This is a genomic window from Microtetraspora sp. AC03309 (assembly GCF_020826795.1).
GTDB lineage: Bacteria > Actinomycetota > Actinomycetes > Streptosporangiales > Streptosporangiaceae > Microtetraspora > Microtetraspora glauca.
In genome coordinates, this window is record NZ_JADDIL010000077.1 from 29,396 (window position 1) to 47,414 (window position 18,019).

The 18,019-nt window shown below is 71.0% G+C and carries 19 protein-coding genes; 11 read left to right on the plus strand and 8 right to left on the minus strand.

All coding sequences use genetic code 11. The features are described from left to right. Positions 1-31: 31 nt before the first annotated feature. Together IMZ11_RS34190 and IMZ11_RS34195 are read right to left on the minus strand one after the other, a co-directional pair. On the minus strand, positions 32-847 hold the full coding sequence (locus IMZ11_RS34190; protein ID WP_228646537.1) for a DUF3097 domain-containing protein: 816 nt from the start codon (positions 845-847) through the stop codon (positions 32-34). A 74-nt stretch (positions 848-921) separates the two neighbouring features. Next, a complete protein-coding gene (locus IMZ11_RS34195) occupies positions 922-1,629 on the minus strand; it encodes a hypothetical protein (protein ID WP_228646538.1) in 708 nt (235 codons plus the stop codon). Positions 1,630-1,791: 162 nt separating this feature from the next. Here IMZ11_RS34195 and hrcA point away from each other — a divergent pair, with 162 nt between their 5' ends. From hrcA to IMZ11_RS34210, 3 genes are read left to right on the plus strand one after another with little or no spacing between them, the layout of a single operon-like run. Further along, positions 1,792-2,805: a heat-inducible transcriptional repressor HrcA gene (hrcA, locus tag IMZ11_RS34200; protein WP_061257562.1), complete on the plus strand. Its 1,014-nt coding sequence runs from the start codon at positions 1,792-1,794 to the stop codon at positions 2,803-2,805. Further along, positions 2,806-3,939, plus strand: a complete 1,134-nt coding sequence (gene dnaJ, locus IMZ11_RS34205) for a molecular chaperone DnaJ (RefSeq protein WP_228646539.1) — start codon at positions 2,806-2,808, stop codon at positions 3,937-3,939. It begins immediately after the preceding gene. Positions 3,940-3,966: 27 nt separating this feature from the next. Further along, positions 3,967-4,722: a 16S rRNA (uracil(1498)-N(3))-methyltransferase gene (locus tag IMZ11_RS34210; RefSeq protein ID WP_228646540.1), complete on the plus strand. Its 756-nt coding sequence runs from the start codon at positions 3,967-3,969 to the stop codon at positions 4,720-4,722. A gap of 45 nt (positions 4,723-4,767) precedes the next feature. Here the strand turns inward: IMZ11_RS34210 and IMZ11_RS34215 are convergent, their stop codons facing one another. Then, complete coding sequence (locus IMZ11_RS34215) at positions 4,768-5,445, minus strand: hypothetical protein (protein WP_228646541.1); 678 nt, start codon at positions 5,443-5,445, stop codon at positions 4,768-4,770. Further along, entirely contained in the window at positions 5,442-5,921 is a 480-nt protein-coding gene (locus IMZ11_RS34220; RefSeq protein WP_061257740.1) for a SigE family RNA polymerase sigma factor, read from the minus strand. Before IMZ11_RS34220 ends, IMZ11_RS34215 begins: the two co-directional genes overlap by 4 nt. A 247-nt stretch (positions 5,922-6,168) precedes the next feature. Here IMZ11_RS34220 and IMZ11_RS34225 point away from each other — a divergent pair, with 247 nt between their 5' ends. The 5 genes from IMZ11_RS34225 (at position 6,169) to IMZ11_RS34245 (ending at position 12,849) form a co-directional block, all read left to right on the plus strand. Continuing rightward, positions 6,169-6,513 (plus strand): histidine triad nucleotide-binding protein, encoded by a 345-nt coding sequence (locus IMZ11_RS34225; RefSeq protein WP_228646542.1) that lies wholly within the window; start codon positions 6,169-6,171, stop codon positions 6,511-6,513. Between the two features lie 53 nt (positions 6,514-6,566). After that, positions 6,567-7,586, plus strand: a complete 1,020-nt coding sequence (locus IMZ11_RS34230) for a PhoH family protein (RefSeq protein ID WP_228646543.1) — start codon at positions 6,567-6,569, stop codon at positions 7,584-7,586. A gap of 61 nt (positions 7,587-7,647) precedes the next feature. After that, a complete protein-coding gene (ybeY, locus tag IMZ11_RS34235) occupies positions 7,648-8,124 on the plus strand; it encodes an rRNA maturation RNase YbeY (protein WP_061257557.1) in 477 nt (158 codons plus the stop codon). 7 nt (positions 8,125-8,131) lie between these two features. Further along, entirely contained in the window at positions 8,132-9,421 is a 1,290-nt protein-coding gene (locus tag IMZ11_RS34240; RefSeq protein ID WP_228646544.1) for a hemolysin family protein, read from the plus strand. Between the two features lie 65 nt (positions 9,422-9,486). Next, on the plus strand, positions 9,487-12,849 hold the full coding sequence (locus IMZ11_RS34245; protein ID WP_228646545.1) for an AfsR/SARP family transcriptional regulator: 3,363 nt from the start codon (positions 9,487-9,489) through the stop codon (positions 12,847-12,849). Here the strand turns inward: IMZ11_RS34245 and IMZ11_RS34250 are convergent. Continuing rightward, entirely contained in the window at positions 12,816-13,235 is a 420-nt protein-coding gene (locus tag IMZ11_RS34250) for a pyridoxamine 5'-phosphate oxidase family protein (RefSeq protein WP_228646546.1), read from the minus strand. The genes IMZ11_RS34245 and IMZ11_RS34250 overlap by 34 nt on opposite strands. A gap of 335 nt (positions 13,236-13,570) precedes the next feature. On the opposite strand from IMZ11_RS34250, the gene IMZ11_RS34255 reads away from it, so the two are divergent. From IMZ11_RS34255 to era, 3 genes are read left to right on the plus strand one after another with little or no spacing between them, the layout of a single operon-like run. Continuing rightward, positions 13,571-14,227, plus strand: coding sequence for a hypothetical protein (locus tag IMZ11_RS34255; protein WP_228646547.1), 657 nt, complete (start codon positions 13,571-13,573; stop codon positions 14,225-14,227). Beyond that, the gene (locus IMZ11_RS34260) at positions 14,224-14,559 is read left to right on the plus strand and encodes a hypothetical protein (RefSeq protein ID WP_061257552.1); all 336 of its coding nucleotides are present in this window, start codon (positions 14,224-14,226) and stop codon (positions 14,557-14,559) included. Before IMZ11_RS34255 ends, IMZ11_RS34260 begins: the two co-directional genes overlap by 4 nt. 1 nt (position 14,560) lies before the next feature. Then, positions 14,561-15,466, plus strand: coding sequence for a GTPase Era (era, locus tag IMZ11_RS34265; protein ID WP_061257551.1), 906 nt, complete (start codon positions 14,561-14,563; stop codon positions 15,464-15,466). Positions 15,467-15,705: 239 nt separating this feature from the next. Here the strand turns inward: era and IMZ11_RS34270 are convergent, their stop codons facing one another. The 3 genes from IMZ11_RS34270 to ureG all read right to left on the minus strand — a co-directional run bounded on the left by IMZ11_RS34270 (position 15,706) and on the right by ureG (position 17,886). Beyond that, a complete protein-coding gene (locus IMZ11_RS34270; protein ID WP_228646548.1) occupies positions 15,706-16,185 on the minus strand; it encodes a hypothetical protein in 480 nt (159 codons plus the stop codon). 127 nt (positions 16,186-16,312) lie between these two features. Continuing rightward, the gene (locus IMZ11_RS34275; protein WP_228646549.1) at positions 16,313-17,200 is read right to left on the minus strand and encodes an urease accessory protein UreD; all 888 of its coding nucleotides are present in this window, start codon (positions 17,198-17,200) and stop codon (positions 16,313-16,315) included. Then, positions 17,197-17,886, minus strand: coding sequence for an urease accessory protein UreG (gene ureG / locus IMZ11_RS34280; RefSeq protein WP_228646551.1), 690 nt, complete (start codon positions 17,884-17,886; stop codon positions 17,197-17,199). Before ureG ends, IMZ11_RS34275 begins: the two co-directional genes overlap by 4 nt. Positions 17,887-18,019: the final 133 nt, after the last annotated feature.

An 18,019-nucleotide genomic window follows, 5' to 3' on the forward strand; every position in this document is an offset into this window, starting at 1 on the left:
CGTCCTTTCCCGGCCACCGGGCCGGGCTTCGTCACCCGTCCTCGCCGGGATCCGTGACGAAGTCGATCAGCTCTTCGACCCGGCCGAGCAGCTCGGGTTCCAAGTCGGTGAAGGCCGTCACACGGCCGAGGATGTGCCGCCAGGCCTCCGAGGGGTCCATCCGCCAGCCGAGCGCGGCGATCACACCCTCTTTCCACGGGATCCCCCGCGGCACGGAGGGCCAGGCCGGTATGCCGAGGACCGACGGCTTGACCGCCTGCCAGATGTCCACGTACGGATGGCCCACGATCAGCACGTCCGCCCCGGACACCTGGGAGGCGATGCGGCTCTCCTTGGACCCGGGAACGAGATGGTCGACCAGCACGCCGAGCCGCCTGCCCGGTTCCGGGGAGAACTCCTCGACGATCGCGGGCAGGTCGTCGACCCCTTCGAGGAACTCGACGACGACGCCCTCGACCCGGAGGTCGTGCCCCCAGATCTTCTCCACCAGGGAGGCGTCGTGGACGCCTTCCACGTAGATCCGGCTCTCCCTGGCGACCCGCGCGCGCAGTCCCTCGACGGCGATCGACCCGGAGGCGCTGCGCCGCTGCCCGCGCGGCGCCTCGGACGGGCGGACCAGCGTCACCGGCTTGCCCTCCAGGAGGAACGCGGCCGGGGCGAGCGGGAAGACGCGCCGCCGCCCGAACCGGTCCTCCAGGGTGACGGCCTCCTTGTCGCAGGCCACCACCGCGCCGCAGAAGCGCCCTTCCGCGTCCTCGACCACGAGATCCCGCTCCGCGGGCACCTGGGGGATCTTCCCCCGTCCGGGCCGCCGCCAGTCTCCGGAAAGCACGTCCTGCCCATACATGCCGGGAACGCTAGCAAAATCGGGCATCCGCGCGGGGGAGTCAGCCGGAGGCTGTGGACAGGAGCCGGCGCGGGTCAGCGCATCGCCCTTTTGCGGGCGCCGCTGCGCCGGACCAGCACGACGATGGTGACGATGACGGCGATCAGGAAGCCCACGCTTGGAAGAGCGATCATCGCGACCATGCCGCCGACCAGTTTGCCCATGCTGCTCATGATCTCATTGCCGACGCCGAACCAGACGTCCTCGCCCTCGCCCTCGCAGGAGACGTTGTAGGCGCCCGCGGTGGGGGCGCCGATCTGGAAGACCATCCCCCACGCGGCGTCGCCGTACGTGATCGTCTGGGAGGCGGTCGGCTGGGTGAGACTGACGTCCAGGCCCGCGTCGTCCTCGACCTTGCAGGTGACGTTGGCCGCATGGTCGGACGAGGCGTAGATCGCCGGCTTGTCCTTCGGGTCGAGTCGGACGTTCACCTTCTCGCCGCTCTTGAACGTCGTGATGGAGGCGGCGTCCTTGATGGTGGAGGTCAGCCCGCCCGCGAAGCCGGCCACTCCCACGACGAGCAGGATGACGAAGAGCAGCCAGGCCAGGATGATCCACAGGATCCTGGGCCGCACGGGTCCCTGCGGAGGCGGCGTGCCGTAGGCGCCCTGCGGGTACGGTGTGCCCTGCGCGTACGGCGAGCCCTGTCCGTACTGCGTGGGCTGCCCGTACGGCGTGGCCTGGTCATACGGCGAAGACGGGCCCCGGGCGTCGCCGGGGAGGGGGTTCTGGTTCTCGGTCATGGGGCGGACCATAAGGAATGCGACTTGTGAGCTGATTGCGACCGGCTTGCCGGGTTGGCCGGATTGGTGTTATCGCACCCTGTGGGCGGTAGCCGTACACTTGGCACTCGGGAACACGGAGTGCCAGACACCGCGTTTCCCGATGCACAGGGAGGTGACACTTTGCTCGACGAACGCAAGCTGGCCGTGCTTCGTGCCATCGTCGAGGACTATGTGTCCACCAATGAGCCGGTGGGGTCCAAGGCACTCGCCGACAGGCACAACCTCGGCGTGTCACCGGCCACCATCAGAAACGACATGGCGGCGCTCGAAGAGCAGGGCTACATCCACCAGCCGCACACCAGCGCGGGACGGGTGCCGACGGACAAGGGCTACCGCCTGTTCGTCGACCGCCTCTCCCAGGTCAAGCCGTTGTCCGCGGCGGAACGCCGTGCGATCGAGACCTTCCTCGCCGGTGCCGTGGACCTGGACGAGATCGTCATGCGGACGGTCCGGCTGCTGGCCCAGCTCACCCGGCAGGTCGCCGTGGTGCAGTACCCCTCGCTGACCCGGTCCACGGTCCGCCACGTGGAGATCGTGCCGCTGGCGGAGCGGCGCGTCATGCTCGTGCTGATCACCAACACCGGCCGGGTCGAGCAGCGCGTGATCGAGTTGCCCGAGACCGTCGCGGACGACCGCATCGCTCACCTGCGCGCCGTGCTGAACGCGTGCCTGGACGGCTGCGGCCTGTCCAGGGTGCCGGACACGGTGGCGGAGCTGCCCGATCGGCTGCCCGCCGAGGACAGGCCGGTGGCCGCCACCATCCTGTCGGTGCTGCTGGAGACCCTGGTCGAGCGGCACGAAGAAAAGATCGTTTTCGCCGGTGCCGCCAACCTGGCGGCCGCCGACTTCAGCGTGGGCCTCCGCGAGGTGCTCGAGGCGCTGGAGGAGCAGGTCGTGCTGATGCGGCTGCTCGGCGAGACCGGCGACCTGTCGGGGCTGACCGTCCGGATCGGCTCCGAGAACCCCTACACCGGACTGCGCGGCACTTCTATCGTGGCCGCGGGATACGGTGCGGGCGACAAGGAACTGGCCCGGCTCGGAGTGCTGGGCCCGACGCGAATGGACTATCCGGTGACGATGGGTGCGGTGCGCGCGGTCGCGCGTTACGTCGGGCAGATCCTGGCGGGGTCATAAGTGGCCAAGGACTACTACGGCACCCTCGGGGTGCGGCGGGACGCCAGCCAGGAAGAGATCAAGAAGGCGTACCGCCGTCTTGCCCGGGAGCTGCATCCGGACGTCAATCCGGATCCCGAGACCCAGGAGCGGTTCAAGGAGATCACACAGGCCTACGAGGTCCTCTCCGACACCAACAAGCGCCAGATGTACGACCTCGGAGCCGATCCGTTCAGCTCCGGCGCGGGCGCCGGGGCCGGCGGGTTCGGCGCGGGATTCCCGTTCAGCGACATCATGGACGCCTTCTTCGGCTCCGCCGGAGGCTCGCGCGGACCACGCTCCCGGGCCAGGCGCGGCCGCAACGCGACGATCCGGGTCGAGCTCGACCTGGCGGAGACCGCGTTCGGTACCACCCGCGAGATCGTGGTCGACACGGCCGTGCTGTGCGAGGTCTGTCACGGTTCCGGCGCCGCCGCGGGCACCCACCCCGACACCTGTGACATGTGCCACGGCCGGGGCGAGGTGTCGCAGGTCACCCGCTCGTTCCTCGGCCAGGTGATGACCTCGCGGCCGTGCCCCCAGTGCGGCGGCTTTGGCAGCGTCATCCGCAACCCCTGCCTCGAGTGCTCCGGCGAGGGCCGCGTCCGCACCCGCCGTACGATCAAGGTCCGCATCCCCGCGGGCGTCGAGGACGGCACGCACATCCAGCTGGCCGGCGAGGGCGAGATCGGCCCCGGCGGCGGCCCGCCCGGAGACCTCTTCCTGGAGATCGCCGAGCGTCCGCACCAGATCTTCGAGCGGCGCGGCGACGACCTGCACTGCACGGTCCAGATCCCGATGACGGCCGCCGCTCTCGGCACCATCTTGTCGATCGAGACCCTGGACGGCACCGAGGAGATCGACGTACGGCCCGGCACCCAGGCGGGGCAGGTCATCCCGCTGTACGGCAGGGGCGTCCAGCGCCTCAACGAGACCGGCAGGGGCGACCTGCTCATCCATGTGAACGTCGAGACGCCCATGAAGCTCGACGCGCAGCAGGAAGAGCTGCTCAGAGAGCTGTCCAAGCTGCGCGGTGAGGAGCGGCCCCCCGGGAAGTTCTCGCCGGGGCAGCAGGGCTTCTTCTCCCGGCTGAGAGACGCGTTCAACGGTCGCTGACACCATGATCAGGCTCCTGGTGACGCCATGACCGCTCCTGTTTTCCTGGCCGATCTGTCCGGTGTGCTGCCCGGTGGCGCGCCAGTCGCCCCCGGTGATCGTGTCCTGCTGGACGGCCCCGAGGGGCGGCACGCGGCCGCCGTCCGGAGGCTGCGCCCGGGGGAGCGGCTCGACTTGACGGACGGCGCCGGCCGGGTCGCCGAGTGCGTGGTCCGCGACGTGGCCAAGGACTCCCTCACCGCCGAGGTGCTCCGGCGATACGACGTGGAGGCCGCCCGGCCGCGCCTCGTCGTGGTCCAGGGGCTGCCCAAGGGCGACAGGGGAGAGCTCGCGGTCGAGATGATGACCGAGGCGGGCGTGGACGTGATCGTCCCGTGGTCCGCGGCGCGCTGCGTCACCCAGTGGAAGGGCGAGCGCGCCGCCAAGGCCCTCGCCCGCTGGCGGAGCACCGCGCGCGAGGCCGGAAAGCAGGCCCGCCGCTTCCACCTGCCGGAGGTGGCCGAACAGGCGAGCACCGCCCAGGTGGCCGAACTGCTCGCCGGGGCCGAGCTGGCTGTCGTGTTGCACGAGGAGGCCGCCCAACCCCTGACCGGCCTGTCCCTGCCGCGGAACGGCGACGTCGTCGTGGTCGTCGGCCCCGAAGGCGGCATCACGGACGAGGAGATCGCCGCCTTCCGGGCGGCGGGAGCCGTACCCACCCTGCTGGGCCCGACGGTGCTGCGCACCTCGACGGCGGGGGTGGCCGCCGCGGCGGTGCTCCTGTCACGCTGCGGCCGCTGGTGATCCGCGGAGCCGTGTGACGGCTCCGCTCCCGACGCCGGTCGGCGCCTACGGAGTGGGCGTCTCTGCGGGGGGTTCCGGAGTGACGACGTCACTCGCCGAGGGGCTGGGCGTCGGTGAGAGCGACGGCTTGGGCGTGGGGGTCCCGCACTGCCCTCCGGAGCAGCCGGTCGGCGTGCGGCTCGGGCTCGGGCCGGTGGACGGGCTGGTCGGCGGGGCCGCTGTCTCCGTCGCGGGACACATGGGGGAGCCCGACGCGTACGGTTCGACGGCCTGGACTGGCGTCGCCGGAGTCGCGCACGGGTCACTCGGGGACGGCGTCGGCTTCGCCGGAGGGGTGTTCTTCGGCGTCACCACGGACGAGGCCTCGCTCCGGGACGGCGGGCTGTTGACGACCTGGGGCGGGGTGTGCACCGTCGGGGGGCGGTTGATGGAGGAGACGTCGGGGAGCCGGGAGTCGTCGCCCGTGTTGGAGACCGAGCTGTGCATCACCTGGGTGCGCAGGTCGGGGACGATCATGACGACCGTGCCCGCCACCAGCGCGGCGCCGGCCACGGCGGCGCCGACACGCCACCAGAAGAGGCCGCGCAGTCCACGCACGCCACGCTCGTCGATGCGGCGCCGGATGATGTCGAGCCCTTCGGGCGAAGGCACGACCGAGTCCGCCTCCGCCCGCATCGCACGGCGGAGGAACTCGCCGTACTCGTCGTCGGTGGGGAAGGTCATGAGAACTGCTCCAGTGCCATCCTTAGGGCGGCCATGCCGCGGGCCGTGTGACTTTTCACCGCGCCCTTGCTGATGCCCATCGCATGTGCGATCTCGGCCTCGGACAGATCCCCGTAGTAGCGCAGGACCAGTGCCTCGCGTTGCCGTGTCGGCAGATGGCGCAGTGCCTCGATGACCGCCGATCGCTCAAGCTCGCCGATCGCGCCGTTCTCGGCGCTCGGCGCGTCAGGAAGCCCCTTGGGAGCGTACTTCTCCACGACGGCGCGATGACGCAACACGGAGCGCGATCGGTTCACGACCGATTGGCGCAGGTAGGCGAGTGCCTTGTCGGTGTCCCGCAGGCGCCGCCAAGCCCCATGGATGGCGACGAACGCGTCCTGCACGACTTCCTCCGCGCTGGCCACATCTCTGACCAGCAGCACGGCGAGACGCACGAGTGACCGATAGTGCGCGCTGTACAGCGCGGTCACGGCCATGTCGGCATCCCATCCGACGGGCACCGCCCCCAGCGACCTGTCGGCCACGAGGGTCTCGGTGGTCACGTCAGTAGGACGCTCGTCCTCCCCGGGGGGTTTACGCTCTTCCGAATCATTAGGGGGCATGACCCAGTTGTGTCCTCGCCCGACACTAGGGGTGTTTTTGTCGGTGCAGTGTCGCACATTCACACTATCCGGGGGATCTTTCAACGGCATCACTGATTGGCAACGGCTACGCTTCTCGATCGTGACCGACTGCCTGTTCTGCAAGATCGTGGCCAGGGAGATCCCCGCCGACATCATCCTTGAGACCGAGCGGGCGCTGGCGTTCCGCGACATCAATCCGCAAGCGCCCACGCACGTCCTGGTCGTCCCCAAGTCACATCACGAGAACGCCGCGGCGCTCGCCCAGGCGGACGACGGTCTCGCCGACGACGTGCTCAAAGCATGCCACGACGTGGCCCTTCAGGAGGGCATCTCCGACTCGGGATATCGCGTCGTGTTCAACACCGGTCTGGGAGCGGGCCAGACCGTGTTCCATGTTCACGCACATGTGCTGGGCGGACGCAGCCTGACGTGGCCTCCCGGCTAGCGGATAGCATGACCGTAGGAACTAGGGAGGCGAGCAGGCCGTAACGGCCGCCCATGTCCGAGTCACAGACCACCAACAAGACCCAGGCCAAGGTCCTCATCCCCGAGGGACAGGCGATGATCAGCCTGCTCGGCTCGCGTGACGAGCTGCTGCGGGTCATCGAGAAGGCCTTCCGCGCCGACATCCACGTGCGCGGCAACGAGATCACCATCACCGGTTCTCCGGAGGAGAGCGGCGTCGTCGTGCGGCTCTTCGAGGAGTTGGTGGAGCTCGTCGGCTCCGGCGCCGAGCTGACCACCGACTCCGTCGAGCGCAGCATCGCGATGCTGCGGATGACCAGCGACCGGCCCGCCGAGGTGCTGTCCTTGGACATCCTCTCCGCGCGCGGCCGGACGATCCGCCCCAAGACCGTCAACCAGAAGCGGTACGTCGACGCGATCGACAAGCACACGATCGTGTTCGGCATCGGCCCCGCCGGCACCGGCAAGACGTACCTCGCGATGGCCAAGGCCGTGAAGGCCCTGCAGAACAAGCACGTCAACCGCATCATCCTGACGCGGCCCGCGGTCGAGGCGGGGGAGCGGCTGGGCTTCCTGCCGGGCACCCTCTACGAGAAGATCGACCCCTACCTGCGGCCGCTCTATGACGCGCTGCACGACATGCTCGACCCCGACTCGATCCCGCGGCTGATGTCGGCGGGCACGATCGAGGTCGCCCCCTTGGCGTACATGCGGGGACGCACGCTGAACGACGCGTTCATCATCCTCGACGAGGCGCAGAACACCTCGCCCGAGCAGATGAAGATGTTCCTGACCCGGCTGGGGTTCAACTCGAAGATCGTCGTCACCGGTGACGTGACCCAGATCGACCTCCCCGGTGGGCAGGACAGCGGCCTCAAGGTCGTCCAGAACATCCTCCACGGCATCGACGACATCCACTTCAGCAGGCTGACCAGTGCCGATGTGGTCCGGCACCGCCTGGTGAGCGACATCGTCGACGCGTACGGCAAGTACGACGCGGCCATGGCGTCGGAGCCGCGGGCGATCGACAGGCGCCCCCGGGGGAGACGGTGAACGTGAGAACGGAACGGCGCGGCCCGCGCTCCCTGCCCGGGTCGCCGAGCGAGGAGAACCGGTGAGCGTCGAGGTCGCCAATGAGTCGGGCGTCGAAGTCGACGAGGCGGTGTTCGCCGAGCTGGCCGGTCACGTCCTGGGAAAGATGGGGATCAACCCCCTCGCGGAGCTGTCCATCCTGATCGTCGACGAGCCGGCGATGGCCGAGTTGCACGAGCAGTGGATGGGCGAGCCCGGCCCCACGGACGTGCTCGCCTTCCCGATGGACGAGCTGCGCCCCGGCCCCGGCGGGGGCCGCGACGAGGACGCGTCGCCGGATCCGGCGCTCCTCGGCGACGTGGTGCTCTGCCCGCAGGTCGCCGCCAAGCAGGCGGCCGAGGCGGGACACGGCACGCAGGACGAGCTGGAGCTGCTCTGCACCCACGGCATCCTGCATCTGCTCGGCTACGACCACGCCGAGCCCGAGGAGCACGCCGAGATGTTCGGACTCCAGGGCGAGCTGCTCGAGTCGTGGCGGGAGGCGCGCGGGAAGCGGTGAGCGACCGATGAACGGCTGGTTGTTCTCCGCCGTCGTCCTGATCGTGGTCGGCGGCCTGCTCGCGAGCGCGGAGACGGCGTTGTCGCGCATCTCCCGGGTGCGTGCCGAGGAGTTCGTCAAGGAGGGGCGGCGCGGCGCGGGGCGTCTGCAGACCATCGTCGCCGACCCGCCGCGTTACCTGAATCTGCTGCTCCTGCTGCGGCTGATCTGCGAGCTGGTCGCGACGGTGATCGCGACGCTCCTGTTCATCGACTGGCTCGGTGACAAGGGGCAGGCCTACGCCGCGGCGGCGATCGTGATGGTCCTGGTCAGCTACGTCATCGTCGGCGTCTCGCCGCGTACGCTCGGCCGCCAGCACGCCGACCGGGTCGCGCTCGCGAGCGCGCCTGTCGTGTACGGCCTGACCAGGATCTTCGGCCCGCTGCCGAAGCTGCTGATCCTGCTGGGCAACGCGCTGACGCCCGGCAAGGGGTTTCGCGAGGGACCGTTCACGTCGGAGGCCGAGCTGCGCGACCTGGTGGATCTCGCCGAGGAACGCCGGGTCATCGAGCCGGACGAGCGCGAGATGATCCACTCGGTCTTCGAGCTGGGTGACACGCTGGTCCGCGAGGTCATGGTCCCGCGCACGGACATGGTCATCATCGAGCGGCACAAGACCCTCAACCAGGCGCTCTCCCTGGCCCTGCGCAGCGGCTTCTCCCGCATCCCCGTGACCGGTGAGAACGAGGACGACGTGGTGGGCATCGCCTACATGAAGGACATCGTCCGCCGGATGCAGGACACCGGCGACGGGACGGCCCGGGTCCAGGAGCTGATGCGCCCGGCCACGTTCGTCCCGGACAGCAAGCCGATCGACGACCTGCTGCGCGAGATGCAGGCCAGGCAGATCCACCTCGCCATCGTGATCGACGAGTACGGCGGCACCGCCGGCCTGGTCACGATCGAGGACGTGATCGAGGAGATCGTCGGGGAGATCACCGACGAGTACGACCAGGAGATCCCCCCGGTCGAGTGGCTGGAGGACGGCTCCGTACGGGTGACGGCACGGCTGCCGGTCGACGAACTGGGCGAGCTGTTCGACCGCGAGATCGAGGTGGAGGACGTCGACACGGTCGGCGGGCTGCTCGCGCACGCTCTGGGCCGGGTGCCGATCGCCGGTTCCGAGGCCACCGTCGACGGGCTGCGACTGATCGCGGAGAACCTCGCGGGGCGCCGGAACCGGATCAGCACCGTGGTGGTGCGTCCGGTCGAGCAGGAGGGGCAGGGACCCGTCACGACCCGGGCGGAACAGGAGTAATGTCCCGGATTCTCGGGACTCCGCAGCTCTGCCGCATGGGACTACCTGCTCTGTAGGGTTTTTCCGTGGCGACATTCCGGGTTCTTGGTGCGTTCGACGCCATAGGGGACAGGGGACCGGCAGAGCTTGGCGGACCGCGGCAGCGCTCAGTGCTCGCGCGGCTGCTGGTCGCACGGGGGCACATCGTTCCGGTCGAGCGCATGATCGACGATCTGTGGCGGGATCAACCGCCCCCGAGCGCGCTGGCCTCCATACAGGCGTACGTTTCGAATCTCCGGCGGGCGCTGGAGCCGGACCGCACGGCGCGCACGCCGGCGCGGGTGCTGGTGACGATCCCGCCCGGATACGCGATCCGCGACGGAGACGTCGACGCGTGGCGGTTCGAGGAGCTGGTGCGCAAGGGGGCCGAGGCGCTGGTCGGCGGAGACGCGAGGATGGCCATCCACGAGACGGACCAGGCGCTCAGATTATGGCGTGGTGCCGCCTACGCCGAGTTCGCCATGGCCGACTGGGCGGTCACCGAGATCATGCGCCTGGAGGAGCTGCACGCCATGGCCGTGGAGCAGCGGGCGTCGGCCGCCGTGGCGCTCGGCGCCGCGGGCTCGGCCGTCGCGGACCTCCAGGGGCACGTCGCGGAGCACCCGCTGCGCGAGGAGGGTTGGCGGCTGCTGGCCATCGCGCTGTACCGCCAGGGCAGGCAGGGGGACGCGCTCGCCGTGCTCCGCCAGGCCCGCGGCCGGCTCGCCGACGAACTGGGTGTCGACCCAGGGCCCGCCCTGCAGCGGCTGGAGAGCGACATACTCGCCCACGCAGCCTCGCTGGAGCCCGCTCACGCGGTGATCGGAGGCGCGGCTGGAGGCGTGACCGGCGGGGCGGCCGGGGGTGTGGCCGACGGTGTGGCCGGTGTGGCCGGTGTGGCCGGGAGTGCCGACGATGTCACGATCGTTCCCGAGTCTCCCACCATCGCGGCAGACCGACTGGTCGGTAGGGATCGGGAGCTGGCCCTGCTGCTCGGCCGCGCCACGGGCGTCGCCCTGATCGGCGGCGAGGCGGGTATGGGCAAGTCCGCCCTCGCGGGGGCCCTCGCGGCCGAACGATCCCGCGCGGGATGGCGGGTGGCCGTGGGCAGGTCTCCCGAGACCGAGGGAGCCCCCGCGGGATGGGCCTGGGCGGAGATTCTCCGGACGCTGATGGCGGACGTCATGCCGCGCGGGGCGCTCGCCGTACAGATTCGGCGGCTTCTCGGCGAGCCGACCGAGGGCGAGCGCGGGCCGGAGGACACGGACGTGACCGCCGAGCGGTTCCGGCTCCGCCGGGCGCTCGCGATGTACCTGGCGGACGTGGCGCGGGAGGCGCCCCTGCTGCTGGTCCTCGACGACATGCATCGCGCGGACGAGGAGACGCTGGCCACCCTTGTGCACCTGGCCGCCGACCTGAGGGACGTGCCCGCGTTGATCGTCGGAACATTCCGACAGGAGGAGGCCGAGCGGCTGGCCGAGACGTCGGCGGCGCTGGCCCGGTACGAGCCCCTCCGGATCGTCCTGAGCGGGCTCGGCCGGGACGCCGCCGCCGAACTGCTCGCCGCGGTCTCCGGCGCCGAACTCTCGGACGAGACCGTCGACGCCGTGGCCGAACGCACCGGGGGCAACCCGTTCTTCCTCCGGGAGACCGCCCGGCTGATCACGGCCGAGGGTGAGCCCGCGGCCGTGTCCGCCGTCCCGGCGGGCGTCCGCGACGTGTTGCGACGCCGGTTCGTCCGGCTCCCCTTACCCGCGCAGACCACGCTCCGCGAGGCCGCGGTGATCGGCGGGAGCCTCGACGTGGACGTGCTCGCGGACGTGAACGGCGGAGGCGAGGACGGCGTGGTCGACGCGGTGGAGGCGGCGCTGATGGCCGGGCTGCTCGTCGAGCCCAAGGGGGGCGGTCTGCGGTTCGCGCACGCCCTGGTCCGGGACACGCTCTACGACGACATGTCGCGGTTGCGGCGCTCCCGCACGCACGCCCGCGTGGCCGAGGTGCTCGAACGGCTCCGCCCGGACGAGGTGGCGGCGCTGGCCCACCACTTCGCGGCGGGAGGGGAACGTGCCAAAGCGGCGCGGTACAGCGCGCTCGCCGCGGAGCAGGCCGAGAGGCGGTTCGCCTACCGGGAGGCGGCCGCGCTCTGGCAGCAGGCGCTCGACCTCGGCGACGGGGAGGACCTGGAGCTGATCATGCGGCGGGTCCAGGCGCTGGCGTTCGGCAACCAGCTCGCGGCCGCCCGTGAGATGCGGGAGCGGGCCATCGGCCTGGCGCTGCCCAAGGCCGATCCCGAGCTCGTCGCCCGCGTCATCGGCGCCTTCGACACACCGTCGCTGTGGAGCACGAGGGACTACGGCGTGGTCTCCTACGAGCTCGTCGAGGCCATCGAGGCCACGCTGCCGATGCTCCCGCCCGGCGACGGCGCGGCCCGGTGCGCCCTGCTCACCTCGCTGGCGTTCGAGCTCGAAGGTGAGCCGACCACGCGCGGGATCGAGGCCGCGGACGAGGCGCTCGCGATGGCCCGGCGGCTCGGCGACGCCCATGCCATCGTGCGTGCGCTCAACGCCCGGCACTTCCACACCTTCCGCGAGGACGGCCTCGCGGACCGGCGGCGGCTCGGCGCGGAGATGCTGCGGCTGGCCCAGGCACACGGCATGGCGATCGCCGAGGTCGTGGCCCACCTGATCCTGATGCAGCAGGCGCTGGGCGTCCTCGACTTCCCGCGGGCGGAGGAGCACGCCGGTCGCGCGGAACGGCTCGCAGAACGGCACGACCTCGCGATGCCGGGATCCCTCGTGACCTTCTACCGGGCGTTCCGGTGCGCGCTGGTCGGTGACTTCGACGAGGCCGCGCGGTTCTTCCGCACCGGTGCCCGGACGCACGCCGCCGTGGGAGCGTGGCGGTTCGAGATCGGCCTGTCGTACATGGGGAGGTACTGCCTCGGACTGCTCCGTGGTGACCTCACGGACCTCCTGCCGGAGGCCGAGCTCATCGCCGAGCACTGGGCCGTCGCCGTGGAACCGTACGCGCTCGCGCTGGCCAGGGCCGGGCGGGTGGCGGAGGCGACCAAGGTCGCGGGCACGCCGCGGCCGATCCGGCCCGACTACTACGGGCGCCTGTTCCTCGTGGTCCGGGGCCTGCTGGGAGTGGCCATCGGTGACCGCGACAGGGTGATGGAGGCCTACGAGGCGCTCGTGCCGTACCCGGACAACATCGTCACCAACGGCTCCGGCCTGATCCCGCTGTGGCCGATCGCCCAGGTGCTCGGAGATCTGGCGGCCTTTCTCGGCCGTCCCGACGAGGCCGCCGAGCGGTACGCCACCGCGCTCCGCATGGCCGAGGGGGCCGGCGCCACGATGTGGGCCGAGGCCGCCCGTCAAGGTCTCGCGGGTATCACCCGGGGCGCCTGATCCGGCCGATCCCCGTCGTACAGGGTCCACTCGGTGACGTCCAGCCGGTAGAGCCGCTCGCCGGGCGAGAGTCGTACGGGATGGTCGGGGATCTCGGTGTTCTCGGGCAGCTCGCGCGCGGTGCCGGTGAAGGTCACTCCCTCGGCCGGGGCGTGGCCGTCCCCGCCGAGACTCACGATGCACCCGGCCACCCGGATGTCGGACCGCAGGTCGTGCGCGTGCGGCCGATCATGGTGGGCGATGAAGTAGAGCCGGTCGGGTGAGAACGTGGCGTGGTACCGGACGTTGCAGAGCGCGGGGGAGCCGTCGGTGCGCAGGGTGGCGAGATGCATGAGAGCGCCTCGCACAGGGGCGCCGGACAGCCGCCGCTCCAGTTCGCTAATCACCGTTCCAGAGTGCATTCGGGCAGTTGGAAGCCCCTAGGCCGGTGCATGGCGGAGCTGGCAAGCGGGTCGCAAGTCGTCTCCAAGTGCGATAGAGGACGATTCCTTCAGACGCCCAGGAGGGGTTCGGGGCGTTCAGAGGGGAAGAACCGGCGCGCCGGGAGGGGTTCGCGGCGCACCGGCCCACTTCCATACGGGGGAGTCCATGGGGCCTCTCGCCCGACTTGATCGGGTGAGGGGCCCATTTTGGTTACTTAGAGTGATTGCGGCTTTTGCTTCCGGGAAGAAAGCCGTCGGCGGGGATCTTCCGGACCCGTCGGCGAACGGGGGAGACCGGAATGCGGATCATTGGCGGAGCTGTCTGCGCGTCCGCCGCCTGCCTGCTGGCCGCGCTGGCGGGCTGCGGCGCCCATGAGGAGGCGGGTCGGCGGGCCGCGCTGAACTCCGGGCAGTTGAAGGTCCTGCTCCGGGGGATCGAGGACATGCCCCAGGGGTTCTCGGACCGTCAGCGTGAGCGGTGGCGCCCGCCGTTCCGTGCCAAGGACGGCGACTGCCGTGCGCTCTTCGACGCGGCGGCGGGCCGGCCGCCCGGACGAGGGCTCGTGGCCGGGGCCGCGACCACGTACGAGGGCGATCACCTCGGCGAGTCGGCGGCCGTCGGGCTCGCCGTCTACGGGGAGGGCGCCGCCGACGGAGGGCTCGGCCGGTTGGAGCGGGCCATGCGGGGATGCCGGGTCGCCGCCGCCGGAGGCGCGGGAAAGGGCGACAGGCTGCGGGTGTCGAACCTGCGGATCCCGGACGTCGGCGACGGCGCCGAGGCGCGGCGGTTCAGGGGCCGGGTCGGCGGATATCCGTACGAGATACACCTCGTGGTGGCGAGAGAGGGGAACGCGCTGATCACCCTCGTCCACGGAGGCGTCACGTCTCCGGATGCCAAGGGCACCGAGGAACTGGCCAGGGTGCTTGCCGGAAGGGTCAGTACCCTTGAGCTGTGACAGAGACACTGGACCCCGAAGACCACAAGATCATCACCCTGGCCAGGTCGGCCCGCGCCCGTAACGGCTCGGCCGAGGGCGCCGCCGTACGGGACGAGACGGGGCGCACCTACGTGGCGACGAACGTCGCGCTGCCCTCGCTCGAACTGTCCGCGACGCAGGTGGCGGTGGCGATGGCGGTCTCCAGCGGGGCGGCGTCTCTGGAAGCGGTGGCGCTGGTCAGCGAGGCGGACGAGCCTGGCGAGCAGGACATCGCCGTCGTCGAGGACCTCGGCACCGCGACCATCTTCCTGGCCGGTCCCGACGGTGTGGTGAAGGGCCGGTACATCTGACGTGAGTACTCCCGAATTCCGCGCCGGGTTCGCCTGCTTCGTCGGCCGGCCGAACGTGGGCAAGTCCACGCTGATGAACGCGCTGGTCGGCACGAAGGTGGCCATCACCTCGTCCAAGCCGCAGACCACGCGCCGGGCCATTCGCGGGATCGTGCACCGGCCCGACTCCCAGCTCGTCATCGTGGACACCCCCGGCCTGCACCGGCCGCGTACGCTGCTCGGCGAGCGGCTGGACAGCCTCGTGCTGTCCACGTTGACCGAGGTCGACGTGATCGGCTTCTGCGTGCCCGCCAACGAACCGATCGGCAAGGGCGACAGGTTCATCGCCGAGAAGCTCGCGGCGCTCAAGAAGACGCCGCTCATCGCCGTGGTGACCAAGTGCGACCTGGCGAGCAGGGAGCAGATCGCCGCGCAGCTGCTCGCGGTCTCGGCCCTGGCGGACTTCCAGGAGATCGTCCCGGTGTCCGCCGAGAGCGGGGAGCAGCTCGACGTGCTCGCCGATCTGCTGACCGCGCGGCTGCCCGAGTCCCCGCCCCTGTACGCCGGAGGCGAGCTGACCGACGAGCCCGAGCAGGTCCTGGTCGCGGAGCTGATCCGCGAGGCCGCGCTGGAGGGGGTGCGCGACGAGCTGCCGCACTCGATCGCGGTCGTGGTGGAGGAGATGACCCCGCGAGAGGGCCGGGACGACCTCCTCGACATCTACGCGTTCATGTACGTCGAGCGGCCCTCGCAGAAGGCGATCGTGATCGGTCCGGGGGGCGCCAGGCTCAAGGACGTCGGCACCCGGGCCCGCAAGCAGATCGAGGCGCTGCTCGGCACGCGTGTCTACCTCGACCTGCGGATCAAGGTGGCCAAGGAGTGGCAGCGCGATCCCAAGCAGCTCCGCCGCCTCGGTTTCTACGACTGAGTCCCGGGTTCCGGGTCCCGGCAGGCATCGCGGCGGACCTGCCCGCGGGTCTCCGAACGTGCCCCGAGAGCGCGTGTAGCGCGGCCGACCGCGACAGGGCACGGTGGCGTGTCGCGTACTCGTCGGTGAAGGCGACGTCTTCCGGAGGGAGGCTGACGCTGATCTTCATACCGATGACGCGACCCGTTGTCGGGTTCCGGGTGTGGGCGCCAGGAGGAAGGGGTTGGTCTCCGCGCCTGTCAACCTCGGCGGATGAGGGCCGTGGCGGACAGGGCGGCGACGAGGACGGAGGCGAGCAGGGCGGCGAACCAGCCGTACTGGATCGTCGGATGGACATCGACCAGCCCGGGGATCCGGAAGCTGAGCCGATCGCCCCAGTCCTGCGGGTCCGTCAGGAACATGGCGAGCGCGAGCGCGGCCACGGCTCCGGGCAGGATCGCGAACCCGGTGAACAGCCGGCCGCGTGTCATCCCGACAACGCCCAGCAGCGTGGCGGCGATGCCCGCGCCCAGGACGAACCAGCCGGAGCCCCTGTCGATGCCGCGGATCGCATGGGTGAACTCCGTGCCCATGAGGCCGAACTCCGCCGTGACTCCGGCCCAGGGCAGGATCGCGGTGACGGCGAGCACGAGACCGGTGACGATCACGGCCAGCGAGAGCATCGTCCCCGCGCCGCTCCTGGCGGGAACTCCCTGCGGGGACGAGGTGAGATCAGCCACGATCACCAGGCTACGGCTCAGGACCGGTGAGAGGGGCGCTCCCGCCGCTCCTGTTCACCCGGACGGGTCGTGAGCCCGATGCCCCGGCGGCGAAGGATGGGCTGGGAGTATCGCCCCCGCCGGGGCCTTACCGCTGTCCCGCGGGGAACGCGGGAGCGGCGTCACCAGGCGCGGCGAGCGCTTCGCCCCATTCGAGGCGTTCGCGGAGCTGGACGGCGTCATCGGCCAGGGCCGAGACCAGGACGCCGGGGCCGGCCAGGGGGAGCACCGCGCAGCCGTCCCCGAGCACGGCTCGCCCCGCCGCCTTCCCGGCCCGTACGGCCTCCGCGTGACCGCGCCGCGTGGCGTCTCCGGTGGTTTCTCTGGTGGCTTCTCGGGCGGCTTCTCCGAGGGCTTTCCCGGTGGCTTCGCGTCCGGCGACGAGGGTGCTGCCGACGCAGCGGGCGATGCCGTACACGGCGGGGCTGCCGTCGCTCGCCGGATCGCCGACGACGAGCTCCTGCCGGAGCAGTGGCGTCCCGTCCACGACGGCGTCGAAGCGGGACCGGCACCGGCCGGGGCGCTCGCCGTGCCGTCCGAAGACGATCTCCTCGCGCCAGAACACGGCCGCGTCCCGCGCGAGCGAGAGCCGTACGGCCACGCGGTGGGAGCACCCTGCGGCCAGCACGGTCGGCTCAGGAACGAATCGGAGCGAGGCGCCCGCGCCGACCCGGGCGTTGACGACCATGACGGAGTCCTCGGCGAAGGGGCCGGGCAGGACCAGCGTGCTCGCGATCGACCGGATGTCCAGCATGGTGCCGGGCGCGACGTCGATGTCCAATCTCAGGCGGTCGCCGCCCAGAGGCCCGGCCGCCGTCGAGACCAGGTGGACCACGCCGGGCCCGGTCTGCCGCAGGGTCAGCGGCGGATCGGAACGCAGCGTCTCCAGGCGGGTGCCGCCACCGGAGACGGGCTCCGTCCTGATCGACGCGTGGGCCCGTACCGACGACCGGACGTCGCCGGAGGACGCCCTCATGGAACCACCTCTCCGTCATGGAGGTGGCCGTGGTGGTGGTGCCAGGAGTCGACGACGCCGGACACCCACTCGGCGACGCCATGCGCGCCCCCGTCCTCCCTGATCGAGGTGAACAACACCGGCCTGCCGTCGCGTACGGCTCCCGCGTCACGGGACATGACGGTCAGGTCCGCGCCCACCATGGGGGCGAGGTCGGTCTTGTTGACCACGAGCAGGTCGGCCGTGGTGACGCCGGGACCGCCCTTGCGCGGGACCTTGTCGCCGCCGGAGACGTCGAGTACGAAGATCTGGCTGTCCGCCAGCCCCCTGCTGAAGGTGGCGGTCAGGTTGTCGCCTCCGCTCTCCACGATCACCAGGTCGAGCGGGCCGAACCGCTCCTCAAGGGTCTCGACCGCGTCGAGGTTGGCCGCGATGTCGTCGCGGATCGCGGTGTGCGGGCAGCAGCCGGTCTGCACCGCGAGGATGCGATCGGGGTCGAGGACGCCCGCTCGGCGCAGGAAGTCGGCGTCCTCGGTCGTGTAGATGTCGTTCGTCACGACCCCGAGCCGCATCGACGGGCCGAGGCTGCGGCAGAGTGCGGCCACCAGAGCGGTCTTGCCGCTGCCGACGGGGCCGCCGATGCCGAGGCGGAGCGCCCGGCCGTGGCCGTCGGGTGCGTCGTGCTGGTCGTCGTGGTGAGCGCCCACGTGCGGGTCACCGTCCTTTGCGTAGCCTGCGGGATCGGGAACTGCCCAGGAGATGGCCGGGATGGCCCGGTCGCGATGACCGGTCGGGATTGCCCGGTCGGGGAGATCGGGATGGGCGGGGCCAAGATGGGCG

Coding starts and splice junctions, on each gene's coding strand:
- IMZ11_RS34230 (WP_228646543.1), top strand. CDS start 6,567: ATGTCCGAGTCACAGACCACCAACAAGACCCAGGCCAAGGTCCTCATC.
- IMZ11_RS34195 (WP_228646538.1), bottom strand. CDS start 1,629: ATGACCGAGAACCAGAACCCCCTCCCCGGCGACGCCCGGGGCCCGTCT.
- IMZ11_RS34220 (WP_061257740.1), bottom strand. CDS start 5,921: ATGGCCGTGACCGCGCTGTACAGCGCGCACTATCGGTCACTCGTGCGT.
- IMZ11_RS34190 (WP_228646537.1), bottom strand. CDS start 847: ATGTATGGGCAGGACGTGCTTTCCGGAGACTGGCGGCGGCCCGGACGG.
- IMZ11_RS34215 (WP_228646541.1), bottom strand. CDS start 5,445: ATGACCTTCCCCACCGACGACGAGTACGGCGAGTTCCTCCGCCGTGCG.
- IMZ11_RS34275 (WP_228646549.1), bottom strand. CDS start 17,200: ATGAGGGCGTCCTCCGGCGACGTCCGGTCGTCGGTACGGGCCCACGCG.
- IMZ11_RS34240 (WP_228646544.1), top strand. CDS start 8,132: ATGAACGGCTGGTTGTTCTCCGCCGTCGTCCTGATCGTGGTCGGCGGC.
- IMZ11_RS34210 (WP_228646540.1), top strand. CDS start 3,967: ATGACCGCTCCTGTTTTCCTGGCCGATCTGTCCGGTGTGCTGCCCGGT.
- IMZ11_RS34255 (WP_228646547.1), top strand. CDS start 13,571: ATGCGGATCATTGGCGGAGCTGTCTGCGCGTCCGCCGCCTGCCTGCTG.